Source organism: Rhodococcus cercidiphylli (genome assembly GCF_033042225.1).
GTDB lineage: Bacteria > Actinomycetota > Actinomycetes > Mycobacteriales > Mycobacteriaceae > Rhodococcoides.
The window spans coordinates 556624-575995 of the sequence record NZ_JAWLKE010000004.1; the positions used below are offsets into that span (position 1 = coordinate 556624).

Annotated in this window: 10 protein-coding genes and 1 rRNA gene; 8 read left to right on the plus strand and 3 right to left on the minus strand. The window is 65.7% G+C overall.

All coding sequences use genetic code 11. The annotated features are described in order from the left end of the window. Window positions 1-96 precede the first annotated feature (96 nt). From R3P95_RS13160 to R3P95_RS13170, 3 genes are all read right to left on the minus strand, one after another. Window positions 97-5574 (minus strand): ATP-binding protein, encoded by a 5478-nt coding sequence (locus R3P95_RS13160; RefSeq protein ID WP_317548548.1) that lies wholly within the window; start codon window positions 5572-5574, stop codon window positions 97-99. Window positions 5575-5960: 386 nt separating this feature from the next. After that, on the minus strand, window positions 5961-6632 hold the full coding sequence (locus tag R3P95_RS13165; protein WP_068053330.1) for a TetR/AcrR family transcriptional regulator: 672 nt from the start codon (window positions 6630-6632) through the stop codon (window positions 5961-5963). A gap of 20 nt (window positions 6633-6652) precedes the next feature. Next, window positions 6653-7249 carry a dihydrofolate reductase family protein gene (locus R3P95_RS13170; protein WP_094688125.1) on the minus strand — a complete coding sequence of 199 codons (597 nt, stop codon included), beginning with the start codon at window positions 7247-7249 and terminating at the stop codon, window positions 6653-6655. Between the two features lie 218 nt (window positions 7250-7467). On the opposite strand from R3P95_RS13170, the gene R3P95_RS13175 reads away from it, so the two are divergent. The 8 genes from R3P95_RS13175 to R3P95_RS13210 all read left to right on the plus strand — a co-directional run. Next, window positions 7468-12651 (plus strand): AAA domain-containing protein, encoded by a 5184-nt coding sequence (locus R3P95_RS13175; protein WP_317548537.1) that lies wholly within the window; start codon window positions 7468-7470, stop codon window positions 12649-12651. A gap of 99 nt (window positions 12652-12750) precedes the next feature. Next, a complete protein-coding gene (locus R3P95_RS13180) occupies window positions 12751-13965 on the plus strand; it encodes a metallophosphoesterase (protein WP_317548538.1) in 1215 nt (404 codons plus the stop codon). Between the two features lie 28 nt (window positions 13966-13993). After that, window positions 13994-14833 (plus strand): HAD family hydrolase, encoded by an 840-nt coding sequence (locus R3P95_RS13185; protein ID WP_317534343.1) that lies wholly within the window; start codon window positions 13994-13996, stop codon window positions 14831-14833. Between the two features lie 310 nt (window positions 14834-15143). Further along, entirely contained in the window at window positions 15144-15593 is a 450-nt protein-coding gene (locus R3P95_RS13190) for a hypothetical protein (protein ID WP_317548539.1), read from the plus strand. Window positions 15594-15624: 31 nt separating this feature from the next. Next, window positions 15625-16512: a hypothetical protein gene (locus R3P95_RS13195; RefSeq protein ID WP_317548540.1), complete on the plus strand. Its 888-nt coding sequence runs from the start codon at window positions 15625-15627 to the stop codon at window positions 16510-16512. 74 nt (window positions 16513-16586) lie between these two features. Beyond that, window positions 16587-17132 (plus strand): LpqN/LpqT family lipoprotein, encoded by a 546-nt coding sequence (locus R3P95_RS13200; RefSeq protein WP_149407987.1) that lies wholly within the window; start codon window positions 16587-16589, stop codon window positions 17130-17132. Window positions 17133-17183: 51 nt separating this feature from the next. Further along, entirely contained in the window at window positions 17184-18593 is a 1410-nt protein-coding gene (locus tag R3P95_RS13205) for a plasmid pRiA4b ORF-3 family protein (protein WP_317548541.1), read from the plus strand. Between the two features lie 510 nt (window positions 18594-19103). Beyond that, window positions 19104-19372: ribosomal RNA gene (locus tag R3P95_RS13210) — 16S ribosomal RNA — on the plus strand; the annotation flags it as partial.

Here is a 19372-nt window from a genome sequence, read left to right on the forward strand (position 1 = left end):
TTCGCCAGACGCTCGCGGAACAGGTAACCATTCCGTGAGCACCCGGCAAACGCGCGCGCGTCTGCGTCGAGCACGAAGTCCTGAAGAACCAGAGTCCTACTTGGCCAGCGACCGCGCCATTCCGCGTTCGATGGCGGCGACAAGCTGCGGGCGCAGTTCGGCGGCGGGGACGATGTGGTGCACCGATCCGACGTTCTGTGCTCGCTGGATGTTGTGGATGGCCTCGAATTCGGCTGCCACTTCACCCAGTTTGGCGTTGCGTGCGTTCGCTCGCACGGTGGCCAGTTCGACGCGCAGGGCCGAGCGGGTGGCATCGTCCGAGGCGTTGTTCAGCGCAGTCTCGAGTTCCTTGACGGTCGGATCCGCTGCGGTGCGGGCGTTGACGTCGCGGGTGAACACCACAGCTGCGGCCGGGGCACCGCCGAGCACGGAGGCGAAGGAGCCCTCCACTGCGAGGACCTCCATGTTGTCGTTGAGCGCTCCGGAGAACACCACGAAAGCGCCTCCGTGGTAGCGCGATACGACACAGAACACGACCGGTCCATCGAAGTTGACGATGGCGCGGCCGATCTCGGCACCGTATTCGAGCTGGATGTTGCGCAGCGATTCCGGTGATCCGTCGAAGCCGGAGAGGTTGGCCAGCACCACGATCGGCCGGCTTCCGCTGGCGGCGTTGATGGCGCGTGCTGTCTTCTTCGACGAGTTCGGGAACAGGGTGCCCGAGGTCCACTGATCGGGGCCGTCGGACGGGAACCAGCCCTTACGGGGGATGGCTCGTGATTCGATCCCGATGACGGACACCGGGATTCCGGCGAGGTGGGCGTCGAACACCACGGAGGTATCGGCGTCGGCCATGTCGGCCCAACGCTCGAGCACCGAGTGATCCTGGTCCACCACGGCGCGCATGACGGTGCGAATGTCGAACGGCTTCTTGCGGTCCGGGTTGGTGACCGAGGAGAAGATGTCGCCGACGGTGGTGAAGTCGCTCGACGGGTGCACGTGCGGGTAGGTACGCACGTCGCGTTCGGTCGGGTCTGCGGTGGCTGCGCGGCGTGGGAAGCGTTCTCCCGGTGCGGCATACGCGTGGTCGTAGTGCGCGAACAGGATGTCGCATGCGGCCCGCAGGTTCGGTGCCCAGTACTGCGCCTGGCCGTTGGGGCCCATGACGCGGTCGTAGCCGCCGATGCCGAAGTTGTCCTCGGCCGAGACGCCGCCGGAGTAGTCCAGGGACTGCTTTCCGGTGAGCACCATGGCACTGTCGGGGGTCATCACCAGGATGCCCTTGGTGTGGGTGAGCATGGTGGCTTCGGCGTTCCAGTACGGCTGCGCGCCGACGTTGATGCCTGCGACGACGATGTTGATCTCACCGCCGGCCTGGGTGAAGGTGATGATGCGACGCAGTCCGCGTGAGACCCAGTCCATGTTCTCGGTGCCCGATTCCATGGAAATCGTTGCACCGGAGGACAATGCGAACCACTCGACGGGTGCGCCGAGTTGCTCGGCGAGGTCGATGGCCGCGACGATCCGCGAGCACTCGGCCTCGGCGACGGTGCCCAGTGCCTTGGTCGGGTCGCCGAACAGTGCGACGCGGGTGATGCCCTCGGGGTACTTGGCGGTCGGTGTGGTGGCCACACCGACGATGACGCCTGCGGTGTTGCGGCCGTAGGGACGATCGACCGGGGCGAGCACGCCGTCGGCGTCGAAGTCGTACTCGGTGAACGTGCCACCGTTGCTGCTCAGCAACGGGATCAGCTCGTACGGGTACACGGTGCCGCGTGCCTGGGACCGCTGCACCTTCTGGGTGTACTCGTCGAGCGGACGCATCGGCTCGGTCGGCGGCGGGGTCACCTTGGCGACGATGCCTGCGCCGGAACGGTACGACAGGCGCAACGCGACCTCGCGCGGTGTCGCGCCCGGGGTCTCGGCCAGACGCGCGATGAGGGTGATCTCCTCGAGGCCCGCGCCGATCGTCAGCGGCGCGATGTGCCGTGCGATGGTGGCGATGCGGTCGGCGGGCACGTTCAGGACGGGCCAGACGTAGAGCACGACGCGGTTGGCGTCGAGGCGCTTCTTGCCGCGTCCGGCCTGGGCGCGGCGGATGCCGTCGAGGCAGGCGGCGACGGTGCGTTCGATTTCCGGTACCGCGACGATGTTTCCGGCGTCGTCCAACTGTGTTGTGACACCGCGAATCTCGGCGAGTGCGACGAGCCGCTCGTCGGAGGGGTTGGCCTTCGACGTCAGGTGGAACAGGTAGGTTCCGGCGCTGGCGGGCAACCGGACACCGTCGAAGTTCTTCAGCCGCCACAGGTCGAGTCGCTGACCGGTCAGCGGGTGCATGTCTCGAATGATCGTGTCCTCGGCGAGAGGCTCGGATCCTTCGGCCGTGGTGCGACGGTAGGTCATCTTGCGGGTGTCGGAACCGAAGGCGGTCACCGTCACGCGGCGCCAGTGGCCCGTGCCCGGGTGGGCAGCCAACACGGCTTGGAGCTGGGCCGAGAGTTCGTCGCCGTCGGTCGGAGCGTCCGGCCAGGACAGGTAGAGATCCACCGCCAGGTTCTCCGGTGCCGGTCCGGCGATGTCGTCGACCGAATCCAGAGTTGCTGCGAGCGAGTCGAAATCGGTTGCGGTCGATACCAGGTGCAGCCGTTCGCCCGAGAGCTCGAAGTTGCCGGTGACGAAGTGCTTGCCGTCGCGGTCGAAGGCCTTGACGTCTTCGAGGGTGCGGATCTCGTAGTACTGACGGGTGATCACTTCGAGCAGGGCACCGGGATCGGTGATCCGTTGTGCCAGTAGCTCGATCAACGGCTCCGGGGTGGAGACCAGAGCTGCGATGCGGGCCGAGTAGTCGGCGGCGTCGGGGTTCTCGGCAAGGTACTGCAGGCTGCCACGGACGCCGTCGTAGATCTTCTCGCGTGCACTGCGGATCTGCGGCTCGTCGAACAGCCGGAAGCGCAGGTTGCGAGCGACGTCGCCGATGACCGGGTAGCGGGCCTGGGTGGCACCGATGAGGCGCTCGAGTACCTCGGCCATGGCCGGGGTGGCTTCGGGCTGCGCGGAGCAGTCGCTGAGCCAGTGGCCGAGCAGGGCCGCGATGACCGGAACCTGGTTCTCCATGCGCTGCAGAGCGAGGAAGACGCGGTAGACGGCCTCTTCGAGTTCGGGGGTACGGCCCTCGTCGATGGCGGCATCGTAATGCGCGAGTGCGCGAGTGAGCTTGGCGCGGAACGAATCCGGGAGACCCTGAACGTCTGCGTCGAGCGAGTGCAGGAACGAGTGGAAGTGCTCACGAGGGGAGTGGACGCGCTCGTCGTTACTTTCCTCGTCCATCGTCGGCCTGTTGCGAGAGAGCTCGCAGATATCGGCGAACGTGTTGAGCAGATCCAGCTCGGCCGAGACCAGACCCGAATCGTTGCGCGGCACGTCGGCACGCAGAGTCTCGTAGGTGGACAACAGGTTTCGGGCCCGGGCTCCGCTGACGTCGAAGCCGGTGATGAGTGCGGCGAGTTCGTCGAGTCGGTCCAGTGCCCGACGCTGCGGCGAACGCTGTGCGGCATCGTCCATACCGCGGAACTGCACGCGCGGTGCCTGCTCGGAGACCTTCTGCTCACCGGCCTGATCGACGCGCAGCAGTGCCGCTCCGGCGTCGACCTGTCCGTTGACCGAGGCCAGTACCTCACGCACGGTGCCTGCGTAGGGGGAGCGGACGGCGGTTTCCATCTTCATCGACTCGAGGACGACGAGAGTCTGTCCTGCTTCGACCTCGTCGCCGACGGCGACCGGGACGGCGACGACGACGGCGGGTGCCGGTGCGCGGACCAACCCGGCCTCGTCCTGCGAGATCTGGTGGCTGATGCCGTCGACCTCGACGAGGAAGTGCGCGGCTCCGGCGACGGTGACCACCTGGTAGCGACGGTCGCCGATGACGAGGCGGCTCTCGTAGGTGCCGAGGCGCTCGACGTCGACCTGCAGATCGCCGATGCCGTCACCGTCGATGCTGTAGCGGTGCGTGCCGGTCTGGCCGACCTCGAGCTTGTAGGCCTGGCCCTGGTAGTTCAGCTCGACCGTGCGGCCGATGGCATGGGTGGCGCGCGGCCGGCCGCCGCGTGCGGAGCTGAGGAACGCGGTGCGCTCGCGGCCTTCCTCGGCGTCGTAGGCGTCGATGGCCGCGGCGATGATGGCGATGTCGGCGACGGCCGTCGGGCCCACCTGGGAGCCGGCCTCGGTGCGGTCGAGCCAGCCGGTGTCGGCGGAGGCGGAGATGACTTCCTCGCGGTCGAGCAGGCTCAGCAGGAACGACTTGGTGGTGGTGCCGCCGTCGATGACGACGGTGGTCTCACGCAGCGCGTTGCGCAACCGCGCCAACGCTTCGCTGCGGTCGCGGCCCCAGGCGATGACCTTGGCGACCATCGAGTCGTAGTCGGGCGGGATGACGTCGCCCTGCGCGATACCGGTGTCGACGCGGATGCCGGTGCCGAGCGGGAACTTGAGCAGCTCGACGGTGCCGGGAGCCGGAGCGAAGCCGTTGTCGGCGTCCTCGGCGTTGAGGCGAGCCTCGACGGCATGGCCGAACTCGGTGGGGCATTCACCGGGCAGCGCCTGGCCGTCGGCGACGAGGATCTGCAGCTTCACCAGGTCGATGCCGGTGGTGTATTCGGTGATGGGGTGCTCGACCTGGAGGCGGGTGTTGACCTCGAGGAACGTGAAGATCTTCTGCTCGGGCTGGTACAGGTACTCGACGGTGCCTGCGCCCTGGTAGCCGGCGGCCTTGACGAGCTCGGCGGAGGCTGTGCGCAGTTCGTCGGCCTGCTCCTTGGTGAGCAGTGGGGAGCTGGACTCCTCGATGACCTTCTGGTTGCGGCGCTGGATGGAGCAGTCGCGCACGCCCGGGGCCCAGACGTTGCCGTGGCTGTCGGCGATCACCTGAACCTCGACGTGGCGGGCATCGGTGACGAGCCGTTCGAGGAAGACGACGGGGTCGCCGAACGAGCGCTCGGCCTCACCCTGGGTACGTTCGAGGGACAGTTCGAGTTCGTCCTCGTGGAAGACCTTGCGGATACCGCGGCCACCGCCGCCGGAGCGGGCCTTGATGATCAGCGGGTACCCGATCGCCGCCGCGTGACGCCTCGCGTCGGCGCGGGTCTCGACGGGGCCGCCGGACCACGGTGCGACGGGAACGCCGACCTTCTCGGCGAGGATCTTGGCCTCGACCTTGTCGCCGAGCAGGCGCATCGCGTCGGCCGACGGGCCGATGAAGGTGATGTTCAGGCGCGCGACGAGGTCGGCGAACGTCGGGTCCTCGGCGACGAAGCCCCAGCCGACCCACACCGCGTCGGCACCGGACTCCACCAGCGCCGCCTCGAGGACGCCGTAGTCGAGGTAGGCCGAGCCGGTCGCAGGCTTGCGCAGCGTGACCGCTTCGTCGGCCTGGCGGACGAACATGGCCCGCTTCTCCGCTTCGGTGTGCAGCGCTACGGTGCGGATGCCGTAATCGTGTTCGGCGTTGAGCTCTCGGACGGCTCGGATCAGGCGTACTGCTGCCTCGCCTCGGTTGACTACTGCAATCCGCTTGAACAACGTATCTCTCTTCGCTCGGTGTGGGCGCACCGCGTCGGTGCACTCGATGGAACGTGGATTGGTGCCGGGCATGTCGATTTCTCGTCCATCGTGCGGCACTCCGATCGGCTCATTCTAACGGTAACGAGGCCCTGTGCATCGCCAACGGCGTTCGGCGTGAGTGTGATTGATCACCAACAAGTGAATCATATTCTGTGGCAAGCAATTTCGCTCCGAACCTGCTGTCGAGTTCTGTTCACCTCGCTAACGTACTCGCGAGTAGCGTTGGCGCGTGGCGTAATTCGAGATTCGACGACTTCTGTTGCTACCGGCGGGTACATTACCGACGGGTACAAATCGAGCCGATCGGCTCGAGTTGGTTCGCTCGTCGCCGAGTGCGGTCTCCCTCACCTGTCGCCCTCGCTCGCCCGTGGCAGTCGCAGCGCGTTGACCCACAGCCTCGTCGCCGTCGCGAGCAGATCCTCGGAGTCCGCGGGTGGGAGGCCGTCTGCGGCGTCGACGACGAAGTGATTGAACGCGAGCCGGCTGATCATCGACGACAGTGCGCGCGAGGCGAGCAGGGGATCGAGTTCCGCGTCGGCCAGACCGCGGCTCTGCAGGCTCTCGATGCTGCGGGCGTTGCGCCTGACGAAGGCATCGGCGCGTTCACGGCGGAGGCGTCGGAACTCGGGATCGATGTTCGAGACCTGCTCGAGTAGCGCCATCAGCTTCGCGTTGCGGCGGTATGCCTCGAAGTACGCACGGTTGCTCGCGGCGATCACGGCAACCGGATCGTCGTGCGGGTTCACTCGCTCGGTTCCGGGATGCAGCATGTCGTCTCTGGCCTGCTCGAGCACTGCGGCCAGGATCTCTTCCTTGCTGGTGAAATAGGTGTAGAAGGTGCCGGCGGAGCATCGAGCAGCGCGGGTGATGTCGATCAACCGGGAGTCGAGGTAGCCGCTGTCCTCGAAGACTCGACGCGCGGCGGCCACGAGCGAGGTGCGGGTTCGCAGCCCGCGCGGGGTGGTCGGCAGCTCCCGATTCGGCAGCTCGCGGTCTGGCTCCGGCGCGGCAGGCATTCAGTCTTTATACGTCATCGTCAGCGCGCGTCCGGGCGGATGAACCGGGAGAATCTCACCCCGCTGTCGAACTGGCGTGATTCGAGGTGCTCGAACCGCTCCGCGGGGAACGGATCGGGTCCGATTCCGGACGAGAACAGGCCGATACCCCTGCCGAGCACGACGGGATTGACCTTGAGGAACAGCTCGTCGATCTCGGGCAGCAGTTGACCCGCCAGGTTTCCACCTCCGCAGATCCAGACGTCGTACTCGGAATCCTCTGCCTTCAGGCTCCTGACCAGTCCGATCGGATCCTCGTTCACGACGGTGAGGGTGGGGTCGTCCGACGGTGCGAGGGTGCGCGAGAAGACGTACTGGCGCAGGTGGGGATAGGGGCTGGTGATACCGACGTCGAGCGCCGGCTGCAACGTCTCGCGGCCCATGAGGAGGGTGTCGAATCGAGCGGGTGGACCGTCCAGGCCGAACATGGCACGAACGTGGACCGGCAACGTCTCGGGCAGCTCGGCCACGATGGCGTCGAGATGATCGCCGTCGGGCACGAAACAGTCGTAGTTGCCATCGGGTGCAGCGATGAACCCGTCGAGGGTGACGGCGATGTAGTAGACCAGGTTGCGCATTCGGCTCCTGTCGTGTTCGACGGGTGAGAACCCGTGGGCAGGCGGGTCGGTCGCTGTGGCGGATCCAGTGACCGAAGTCGGTCTTTGTGAACCAGCACTAGAACGTATTTTGTGTGCTCAGGACGCAACGAACAACCGGTTTTCAGCGGCTAGTCTGGCCCGGGTGTGCAAACACCGTCCCTGAAACGGACGACCATTCGAGTATTTGTGGGGAAACTGTGACGGCTGCAGCGGCTACCGGTCGTGAACACGACGACGAGCTCAAGAGCAGGGTTCAACGCCTGCTGCGCTTTCTTCGCGAAATCGTCGAGGCGCGTTCAAACCCGGTGCTGCGCTTCGACGACCACGTGCAGGTCGAATGGATCCATGCCGGCGACGTTCCCATGCAGCTCGACCCACGCGCCAAGCAGGGTGGTGTGGTGCTCCGTGCACCGCGCATCGCGGTCGACGATCCGCCCGAGCCGCCGGCGCTGCTGTCGGGTTGGCTCGACCCGCAGGTCGTTGCAGACAGTCGCTATCGCGAACTCGAGCTGGCCGACGCATCCTCGGTGACGTCTCGTCGTCGAGCGGAGGCGCAGGAGTCCGATGCCGACTTCGACATCCGCAAGGCCTACGAGATCAAGCAGGCCTTCGAGGAGTACTCGCAGTCGTGGAAGGAATGGGCGCAGGAGGATCGGGATCGGCGTCCGCAGGCCGCTCTGTACCAGGCTCTGCAGCTGATGATGCAGGAGCTTGCATCGCGCCCCGAGTCGATCGAACTCGTGGTGGCCTCGGGGCTGTTGACCTCGAGCAACACCGATCCGCAGCGCAGCGTGCGCACTCACCTCATCACTCAGTCGGCCAGTATCGAACGCGACGTGCGTACCGGTGATCTGCTGGTTCGCCTCGCCGCGAGCACAACTGCGCGGCTGGAGGACGGCCAGCTGCTGACCGCCTCGGACGATTTCGACACCTCCGGCTCGGTCGCTCTGGCACAGGAACTGCACGACACCGTCACCTCACCCATCGGGGCAGGCGTCGAACAGTTCTTGAGGAACTGGGCGTCGCGGGTGCCGCGGCACGAGATCGAGGTACTCGATCGTCTCGGGCCGCCCGGGGCACTCGCCTACATCGACGACGACCGCACGCTCACCGTCTCACCTGCCCTCGTTCTGCGCGTTCGGGACTCGTTCGCACTGGTCGAGTACTACGAGCAGATGATCGCCGACCTCGAGTTCGCCGACTCTCCGGTACCGCTCGGGCTCGCTCAACTGGTCGATGCCATCGAGCCGGCCGATCGGATCGCGTGGCTCGAACGCACGGGAGCAGGGGAGTCCGCGGCACTGGCGGAGGACCCGCTGTTTCCGCTGCCGGCCAACGCCGAGCAGTCGCAGATCATCGAACGGCTGGGGCGTGACAGCGGCGTCGTGGTCGAAGGGCCGCCCGGAACGGGCAAGACTCACACGATCGCCAACCTCATGTCCGGGCTGTTGGCGCGCGGTCAACGGGTTCTGGTCACTAGTGAAAAGTCACAAGCTTTGCGCGTGCTGCGGGACAAGCTCCCGCCGGAGCTGCAGGAGCTCTGCGTATCCATCACCGACCTCTCCCGCGGTGGTTCCGACGAGCTCAACCGCAGCGTCGCGAAGATCGCCGAGCGCAAGACCTCCTTCGACGAGGCCAGCGAGGTGCAGAAGATCGAGGCACTGACGACGCAGCGCGCAGCGGCTCTGGCCAGGCGGGCCGAACTGCTCGACCGTGTCAGCGCGCTCCGCGAGTCCGAAACTGTTGTGCACGAATACGTTTCCGATGGATACGACGGCACGGTGTCGTCCATCGTGCGCAAGGTCAAAGCGGCCGAAGGTGCCCACGAGTGGCTACCCGGCCCACTGCTGGCCGATCGGCCACCCCTCGACGGTGCCCAGGTCGATCAGCTCCGCAAACTCATTGCCGGCTCCGACGGCACTCGCGAACTTCGCTCGCGCCAGGTACTGCCGCGTCCGGAGACCATGCTGCCGAATTCGGCCGAACTCGCCTCGCTCTGCCAGCGTGCAGGTGCGCAGATCGACACTCTCTCGCCCCAGGCCGCGGACCTCGTGGCGTTGCTCGACGGCGTCGAACCCGCCGTGTCCGCGGAGATCAGGCAACTGTGCGAGGAGCTCGCCGCCCGAGTGCGAGCGGTCGTCGAGCTCGACGGCTCCTACCCGCGCCTGACCGACTCCGTGCTGTCCGGCGAGGCCGCCCACCTGTGGTCTCGGGTCAGCGGAATCGACGCGATGGTCGAGACGGCAGCTGCGTCCGATCGCTACGTCGGTGCGCACGATGTGCAGTGCTCGTCGAGCTCGCCTGCGGCACTGTCGGCCATGGATGCGTTCGCCAGCGCGCTGGAGTCCGGTATCGAGTGGAAGCCCCGGTTCCGTCGCAGCGAGGAGCAGAAGGCAGTCGAGGCGCTCGACATCGTCGCCACCGTCGACGGACAACCCGCGACGACGGCGAGGGCCGCACGTCTGGTGGCCGAGCACATTCGCGCACTCGAGACCGTGCAGACCGCAGCGGTGCTGCTGGCCGACCTCACGATCGTCGTTCCGCTCGACGGCACGCGTTCGATTCGCGTCAACAACGTGGCGCGAATCGCCGACCGGCTGGGCCTGGTGTCTGCCGTCGTCGCTGCCCGTGACGCCCTGGTGCAACGGCTGTACACCATTTCGCCTGCGGCACCGTGGATTAGGAGCCTGGCCGAAGCACAGGAAATCGCCGGGGCCGCCGACGCCATCGCCACGCGCATCGACATCGATGCCGCACGCGCCGAGCTCGACGCCCTGCAGTTCGCGGTTGCCACTCGCATCGATGCCGGGCCGTCGCCCGAGGGCTCGAATCTGGTGAGTGCGTTGAGCACTGCAGATCCGTTGGAATTGGCTGCCGCCGTTGCGGCCTATTCGCAGGCGTGTTCCGAGCAGGAGGATCAGCTTCTGCTCGAATCGATGTCGGCGTCGTTGTCCGAGGTCGCACCCGCATTGTTCGACTTGGTCAAGGACACCGCAGGCGATGTCGAGTGGGACGAGCTGAGCTGGCAGATGTCGAAGGCCTGGGCGTGGCGTCGGGCACGCGAGTGGGTCGGTGAGCAGCACCACGGTGGTCTCGAGCAGCAGCTGGAAGCGGAGCTCGCCGCCGCCGACACCGACATCGCTTACCTCACAACACGTCTCGCCGCCGCCAGCGCCTGGCGCAACAGTCTCCAACGAATGACCGCCGTCGAGGTGCGTGCGCTGCAGACCTACCGCGAGCACATCTCCAGCATCGGCTCGGGAGCCGGTAAGTACGCCGAAACCTACCGCAGTGCAGCACGATCGGCGATGCGTGAGGCGCAGAGTGCGGTCCCCGCGTGGGTCATGCCGCTTTCCCAGGTGCTGGCATCGATTCCGCCGGTGCCGGGCAGTTTCGACGTCGTCATCGTCGACGAGGCGAGTCAGGCCGACATCACCAGTCTCTTCCTGCTGTACCTCGCACCCCGCGTGATCGTGGTGGGCGACGACCGGCAGTGCGCACCGGCTGACGTCCCGCAGGCCGGCACGCTCGAGGACGTGTTCGATCGGTTGGACGTCTACCTGCCCGATCTACCGGAACACGTGCGTGCGACGCTGACCCCGAGGTCGAGCCTGTTCTCCATGCTGCGCACCCGGTTCGGTCAGGTGGTGCGGCTGCGTGAACACTTCCGCTCGATGCCGGAGATCATCAACTGGTCGAGTCAGCAGTTCTACGGAGATTCCCCGCTCGTTCCCGTGCGGCAGTTCGGTGCGGATCGACTACCGCCGTTGCGGCACACGTACGTTCGCGGAGCGACGGTGACCGGAAAGAACGCCTCACTGGTCAACCGGACCGAGGCCATCGCGATCGCCGACCAGATCGCCGAGTGCCTCGAAGACTCCGCGTACGACAACCTGACCTTCGGAGTGGTTGTGCTGCAGGGCCAATCGCAGGTCGACGAAATTCGCAACGAGTTGATCAAGCGGATCGGTATCGAGCAGTGGGAGCAGCGTCGACTTCGCGTCGGTACGCCGCCGGACTTCCAGGGCGACGAACGAAACGTCGTGTTCCTGTCGATGGTGGTGGCACCCGATCAGAATTTCGCCACCCTCACCGCCAATCAGTACAAGCGGCGGTTCAACGTGGCAGCGTCGCGGGCACAGGATCAGCTGTGGCTCTTCCACTCGGTCACGGTCGATCGTCTCAAGCGAGCGGACCTGCGCAACTCGTTGTTGAGTTACGTCACCTCCGTCTCGCCCGCTCCGGCCGATCCCATGCCGGTCGATGTCTCGCGCGAGGTCCGGAAGGCCCCCTTCGAGACGTTGCTCGAGCAGCAGTTGTGGAACGACCTCGTCGAGAGAGGTTTTCACGTCAATCCCGGTGTCGAGGTGAACAACAGGCGTCTCGCCCTGGTCGTCACCGGCGACTCCTCGCGGCTCGCCGTCGAGTGCGACGGCGACACGTTCCTGTCGACCCCCGCTCAGCGGTTGGCGGACCTGCAGCGTGAGCAGGAGCTCAAGCGGTGCGGTTGGACGTTCTGGCGGGTGCGTGAATCCGAGTACTACCTGGACCGCGAGGCGGCGCTGGAAAGCCTCTGGGCCACGTTGGCCCATCTGGGAATCAAGCCCAACAGCGTTGTCGTGGAAGGTCTCGAGAGCTCGGACGAGTCCTGGACCCCGGTCCCACTCGAGTCCTCGCAGTTCGACGATTCCGGCGTCTTCGAGACGTCCACGCACGCAGACTCACCCGCGCGCCACGAGTCGGTGCTGTCTCTGTGGACCATGCCGCGCATCGACATTCCCCCCGAGGAGCCGTCCGCATCGCAAGCTCGCGGAGCCGACCGCGAAGGATCGGCACCGACGACAACCAACGGTTCCGGAACCACCGACCGAGCTGGAATCCAGAACGGTTCGCGACCGACCAACGGTTCGGGAATGACGAACGGTGTGTCTCCCACCAACGGTGCCGGTCGTGTCAACGGCTCCGGAGGTGCCAACGGTGCCGGGGCTGCCCACGGATCCGGTACCGGGGAGTCCGACGGTTCCGATGGCACCGCTCGGCCGATCGAGTCCTCGGCACCGAGCCTCTCGACCACCGAGATCGGTGAAGCCACGAACAGCACGACATCGGCCACGGACCGGGTCGGGGACGCCGAAGAGCCGGTCGCACAGGAAGAGCCCGTCGCACAGGAAGAGCCGGTCGCTCAGGACGACGCCGCGGCAAACGTCGAGTCGGCCGAGCTCGATGGAGCCGATCCGGTCGAGACGCAGGGCAATTCGACGGAAGCAACGACCGATGACGCCGAGCCGAGCGGCCTCGAGGCACCCGAGGACGAGGACATCGCAGAACACGAATTGCCGCTCAACGGACTTCGCGGATACACGACCCGCCGTCGGCCGTAGCTCCGGGCGAGCAGGCTCGGTGCCCGCGCCGAACCACCAGAAGCCGACGTAGTCTTGGCCTCGGATTGCGCACGCACGAGTGAAGAGGGTTCGACGCCGATGACAGATCGACAGACGCAGCGCCCGGAACAGTCGGTCTCCCCGGACGGTTCGACGCGACCGCGATCTCGGCGGGTTGTCGTTCCGACCGTCGTTCTCGTGGTCTGCGCTGTGCTTGTCGGCCTGCCTGCCTGGACTGTCGTGTTCGCGGGCGCGCAGTGGCCTGCGGCTGCACAGTCGGTCGGCTCTGCGGTTGCGGTCGCGGCATTCGTGGCACTGCCTGCAGCGATGTATCTGGGTCACCGGCCGAGTGCAGAGGGGGTCTCCAAGGACGTGTGGGCGCGCATCGGAGATGGGCTGTTGGGCTTGGCTTGGATCGCGTTCGTGTGGTCGGCACTCTCGCTGCTGCTGCGGCTCGGTCTGTGGGTGGCCGGGGTAGACGACCCTCTTCGGTCACGGATCGTCGCGGTGACAACGCTGATCGTCGTGGTCGTCCTCGCACTGTGGGGCCATTACGAGGCGATGAGAACGCCCCGAGTGCGACACACGACCGTCAGGATCGACCGGCTCGGGGCTCGATTCGACGGTCTACGAGTGGTTCTCGTGACCGACACGCATTTCGGCCCGCTCGATCGAACGACGTGGTCGCATCGTTTGACCGCCGCCGTCAATGCGCTCGAACCGGATGTGTTGGCCCACGTCGGAGATATCGCCGACGGCTCGGTCGATCGGCGTCGAGCGCAGGCTGCGCCGTTGGAGGCAATGCTCGCGAGCGCGGCCCGCGTGTACGTGACCGGGAACCACGAATACTTCGGTCAGGCGCAGGAATGGCTCGATCACATGGAGGACCTCGGATGGAACTCCTTGCACAATCGCCACGTGGTGCTGCATCGCGGTGACGACGCATTGATCATCGCGGGCGTCGACGACGCCACCGCCGCCGGCTCGGGTGCGCCCGGTCACGGGGCGGATCTCGTTCGTGCCCTTGCCGGAACCGATCCGTCGATGCCCGTGCTGTTGCTGGCGCATCAGCCGAAACAGATCGGCGACGCTGTCGACGCCGGCGTCGATCTGCAGGTCTCCGGGCATACGCACGGTGGTCAGATCTGGCCGTTCTCGGCGTTGGTTCGCCTCGACCAACCGGTGGTGCACGGTCTGAGCAGACACGGTGCGCGAACTCAGCTCTACACCAGCCGCGGATCGGGTTTCTGGGGCCCGCCTTTCCGGGTGTTCGCGCCCAGTGAGATTTCCGTTCTGACGTTGGTCGCCGGCTGAGCGCGCGATACCTGGCAGTATCGGTGGGGTGAAGAGAACCGAAGAGGTCGTCGTTGTCGCAACCGATCTCGACGGCACCCTGCTGCGTTCGGACCGAACTGTGTCGGCGCGAACGGCCGCCGCGATGGCTGCCGCCGACGCAGCCGGAATCAGGGTGGTGTGGGCCACCGCTCGCGCGCGCCACTCCATCGACGAACTCGCTGCGTCGTGCGGATTTCGCGGCACGGCGATCGGTGCCAACGGGGCTGTGGTCCTCGATCTGTCCGACGGCTCTCCGGCCATCGTCGGCACCAGGTCGGTACCGGCCGAGACGGTGGCGTCGGCCAAGTCGGTTGTGCGCTCACTCGTCCCCGGAGTTGCCTTCGCAACCGTGGGTGCCACGCGATTCGTGGCCGAGGCTCGGTACGCCGAGCTGTGCGTGTTCGCAGACCATCACCGGCAGCCGCACGAGATGGAGCTGTCGGAGCATGGCTTGTCGATCGACGTCGAGCCGACCGTCAAAATCGTTGCCCGGCACAGTGATACGACGAGTGAGGAATTGTACGAGATCGTTGCTGCGGCGGGGGTGGACGGAGTGGAGTTGACGCACTCCGGTGCCCCGTACATCGAGATGTCCGCGGCGGGAGTCTCGAAGGCCAGTGCGCTGCAAGAGTTGTGCGAGCAGTGGGGGATATCTGCCGGTTCGGTTGCGGCAGTGGGGGATGCGCGCAACGATCTGCCGATGCTCACCTGGGCGGGTACGGCGTTGTGTCCGTCGAATGCCGCGGAGCCCGTGCGATCCGTCGTCGATCGAGTCCTCGAATCCAACGACGACGACGCCGTTGCGCGCTATCTCGAGGAGCTCACCGCGCGCCCAACGAAACTGTAACGTCCGGTCTGCTCGTCGCGACGCTGTATGAGAGGCTGGCCCCATCATCGGCAGAAGGACACCAGTGAGCTATCCAGATTCGGGCGACCCCTCGCAGCGCGCGTACGGACAGTACGGCGCGCAGCCGAATCCATCCGATCGAGTCCTTCCACCGCCTTCGTCCGGTCCTGGTGCGCCGCATTCTCCGGCGACGGCGCAGCCGAGTGGGTACGGCGCGGTTCCCCGGCCGCCGGTGTTCGGCACCGGTGGCTTCCCTGGTTCGCCTCCACCTGGACCCCCGAGAAAAGGGAACGGTGGCATCTGGATCGTGGTGGCCGTTCTGACTGTGGTCGCAGTGATTCTCGGCGGCGTGTTCGGTTGGTTCATTCTGCGTGACGACGCAACTCCGGCGGTGGCGTCGGGTGCTGCACCATCCTCGGCAGTGTCCGACGGCGGTGTTCCAGGCGGTGAAACCGCACCGAGTGCCGAGAACTCACCGCAGCCGGGCCCGGCCACTCTGCCTGCGGGAGCGCAGACCTGCCCGGCGACCGTGGCGTCGAGCAGCGGACTTCGAGGCTCGGCGGTGGGGTCGACGGTCACGTCGTGTCCGTTCGCAGAGGAAGTTCGGTTGGCCTACACCAGGGCCGGTTCGGATCGGAATTCGCGGACCGTGGTGGCCAGCAGTCCGGTCACCGGCAAGCGGTACGACATGAACTGCGTCTCGTCTGCGCAGTTGGTGACGTGTACCGGTGGCGAGAACGCCGTTGTCTACCTCTTCTAGTTCGGCGCGCCGCGTCGGACGAGTCGGAGCGGTGGCTCTCGCGCTCTGTGCTCTGGTGTCCGGCTGCACCATCGCCACCGACGACGGCCCCGCGTCCGAAGCGCCCCTCGTGTCCGAAACATCGGCTGCTCCTGTGCCACCGGTGTTTCCACCGACGTCCGATGCGGAAATATGGACCACTGCGCCTCCTGTCGAGCCGCTGCCGGCAGAGGATCTGGCCGCGGAGTTCGGCGCACTCGAGTCGACGGCGGGTGGGCCCATCGGCCTCGCTCTGGTTCCCGTCGGTGGTGGCCCGCCGACAGTGCTCGGCACCTGGACTTCCGGTGCGGGGTGGTCGACGGTCAAAGTGCCACTGGCCGTAGCCGCAATTCGTCGCGGCGGGGACACGGTGGTTGGCGACGCCACCGCCGCCATCGAAAGCTCCGACAACGCAGCTGCCGAGAATCTGTGGGGTTCGCTCGGAGATTCCGCTGCCGCAGGTGGCGCAGTCGAAGCGGTTCTGCGGCAGGGCGGTGACGCGGCCACTGCGGTGCAGAGGGAGCGGATCCGTCCTGAATTCAGCGCATTCGGACAGACCGAGTGGTCGACGCAGGATCAGGCAACGTTCGCGGCGGGCCTGTCGTGCATTCCGGACGCTGCACCGGTGGTCGAGATGATGAACAGTGTTGCGCCCGAGCAGCAGTGGGGCCTGGCGAAGATGTCCGATGCTGCCTTCAAAGGCGGCTGGGGGCCGAGCGTCCGAGGCGGTTACGACGTCCGGCAGGTCGGTATCGTCACCACTGTTGCCGGTCGAGTCGGTGTGGCGATTGCGGCGCAACCGAATTCGGGTTCGTTCACCGACGGAACAGCAATGCTCGACGCGGTCGGCAGCTGGTTGGAGTCGCACAGCAACCAGCTCCCTGCCGGTCACTGCCTCTAGGACCTGCTGACGAGCGGACCAGCGCGGGTAGCCTCTGGCGTGTCAGTGAATCGTGCACCACGAAAGGCATTGCTGTGAACGACGCCCTGTCGACGGAATCGTCCGAGCCCACCACGATCGCCGAGTACCTCGACGCACACTCGTTGCGCGTGTCGCCGCTCGACGGTGCCGCGGCGGCCGAGCTGGGCATCACCGTGCCGATTCCTGCGGGATGGCAGACGCTCGATCCCGCACAGTTCCCAGGGGCGACCCAGGTGATCGTGGAACCGAACCTCGTGGAGAACGGTTTCGCACCCAACGCGGTGCTTCTGGTCGGTGCGTTGTCGCGCACGATCGACCCGGAAGCGTTGATGGCATTGGGTTTCGGCGACGGACGTGCGATGCCCGGATGGGTGGAGCGCGAGGCGAGTACAGCGTCGTGGCTCGGCTGGCCGTCGCGATTCATTCGGGGTACGTACGTCGCGCAGCAACTCGAAGCCGCCGTGACGACGCGGTATGTCGTGGTAGGCGTCGATACTCAGTACCTCGTGCAGTTGACGGTGACGACGTTGGCGTCGCAGCTCGATGCGTTGGCCTTCGACGTTGCCGCGATCAACGACGGTTTGACCACGAGTACGTAGAAGATCGCGAGCCCCTGTGTCCGACGCACAGGTCCGACTAGGGTCCTTTCCATGTCGATGAGAACCGGTCGCGTCCGGCACCTGTCGGTGGTGCCGAATTTGTCCGACACCGACGAACCGGCCGACGACACCGCGACGGAAGCCAGTCGGCGACGCTTGGTGAACCTGGTGCTTCGGGTGACCGTGGATCACACTCGGCCACAGATTTGGCGTCGGGTGCGGGTGCGCTCGGACCTGCTGCTGTCCGAGCTGCACGCGGTTCTGCAGAGTGCCCTCGGATGGGAGGACCGGCACCTGCATGCGTTCAGCGTCAGGACCGCCGGTGCCACACGTCGATTCGAGATGGAGGAAACGCTCGACGACGAACCGGACGACGACGCGTCGAGCGAGGAGCGAGTGCGGGTCGACGACGTACTCACTGCACCGGGTTCGACGATGACGTACGAGTACGACTTCGGTGACGGATGGACACACACCATCTATCTGGAGCAGATCGATTCCGATATCGACGACCTCCGATCCGTCTGTCTCGACGGGGCGCGCGCCTGCCCACCCGAGGAGTCCGGCGGGCCTTCGCGGTACGCCCAGTCGCTCGAGATTGCCGCCGACACGTCCGATCCCGAGCACGCGGCACTCATCGCACGATGGGGCGCGGCCTTCGACCCGGCTCGGTTCGACGTCGATGCGGTCAACGCGGTGCTGCACTCGTTCGACGTAGGGCGTTCGGTGCTCGCCGAAGCGGTGGCCGCGGCCCCGGCCATCGGAAAGCTGTTCGACCGGGTTCGTCCTACGGAGGTGCCGTCACTGATGGCGTTGCTTCCGCGATGCGAACTCACCATCGAGAGTTCGGTCGATCTGCCCGTCGCAGAGGTGGCGATGGCCAAGTTCACGTGGTTTCTGGACAGAATCGGTGACGACGGAGCAGACCTGACCGGTGCCGGCTACCTCAAGCCCGCGTTCGTAGCGGCGATTCGTGAGGAACTCGACTGGGGGCTGGGGTGGGTAGGGCCGAGCAATCGCGAGATCGACCATCATCAGGTCAGCGATCTGCGCGACGCGGCGCGGCACCTCGGGTTGACCCGCACATCGAAGGGCCGGTTGCTGCGCACCAAACTCGGAGCGGCGTTGGCCGAAGACCCGGTCGGCATGTGGCGGCATGCGGCGTCGCGACTTCCTCTGGGGAAGGAGTCGTACGAGACCGACGCAGCGACTCTGTTCCTGATCTCCCTCGCGGCATCGGCATCTGCGACGCATCGCAACGAGATGTTGATCGAGACTGTCGCTGAATTGGGCTGGGCCAGTGAAGATTCCGGTGTGTTCGACGCTCAGTTCGCGGCGCAGGCCACGGTGAGCTTCCTCGATCTCATCGGTGCCCATGGTCCGCGGTTCTATTTCCGTCAAGAGGTATCGGACTCGCCGAGCTGGTCTCGCAGGTTTGCTCGGGACGCATTGCTGAGCTGAGTTGTCGAGAAGTGGTCTCGAGGACTGCCCAATCGTCGCTCGGGCGACGGATGACCGTCGCTGAGCAGGCGATTTGCGTTGGTGTGGTTGGTGGCGTAACTTTTGTCGAGTCAGAGCGACGGACACCGACCCGGTCTTCACGGACTGGGTGAACGAGGTTGGACGTGTGGCTTGGCAGGTTTTATCCCCCAAGAGTCGGGCCTTGTGTCCGAGACCAAGCTGGGATAGGCTGGAACAGTTGCCCTTGAGGCCGACGGACTGTGTGTCTGTGGGTCGAGAGTGTGTGCGTGTTCTTTGAGAACTCAACAGTGTGTCGATGAATGTCAGTGCCGAAATATTTTGTTTTGGTGAAAGCATTCGATGTATCAATCATCCGCTTGTGGTGGTTGTTGTCGGGTGTTGTTTGAAATGCTAGTTGAGTTTTTCTGCTAGTGATTTGACTTGATGTCTTTGACTGATTCGCAGCTTTGGTCCTCTTTTCGGGGGTCGGGGTTGTTGTTTCGCAGGTCTTTTACGGAGAGTTTGATCCTGGCTCAGGACGAACGCTGGCGGCGTGCTTAACACATGCAAGTCGAGCGGTAAGGCCTTTCGGGGTACACGAGCGGCGAACGGGTGAGTAACACGTGGGTGATCTGCCCTGCACTCTGGGATAAGCTTGGGAAACTGGGTCTAATACCGGATATGACCGCATGCCGCATGGTGTGTGGTGGAAAGATTTATCGGTGCAGGATGGGCCCGCGGCCTATCAGCTTGTTGGTGGGGTAATGGCCTACCAAGGC

Bases quoted from the DNA above. Each gene is read 5' to 3' on its own strand.
- R3P95_RS13165 (WP_068053330.1), bottom strand. From the start codon at position 6,632: ATGCCTGCCGCGCCGGAGCCAGACCGCGAGCTGCCGAATCGGGAGCTG.
- R3P95_RS13170 (WP_094688125.1), bottom strand. From the start codon at position 7,249: ATGCGCAACCTGGTCTACTACATCGCCGTCACCCTCGACGGGTTCATC.
- R3P95_RS13180 (WP_317548538.1), top strand. From the start codon at position 12,751: ATGACAGATCGACAGACGCAGCGCCCGGAACAGTCGGTCTCCCCGGAC.
- R3P95_RS13205 (WP_317548541.1), top strand. From the start codon at position 17,184: ATGTCGATGAGAACCGGTCGCGTCCGGCACCTGTCGGTGGTGCCGAAT.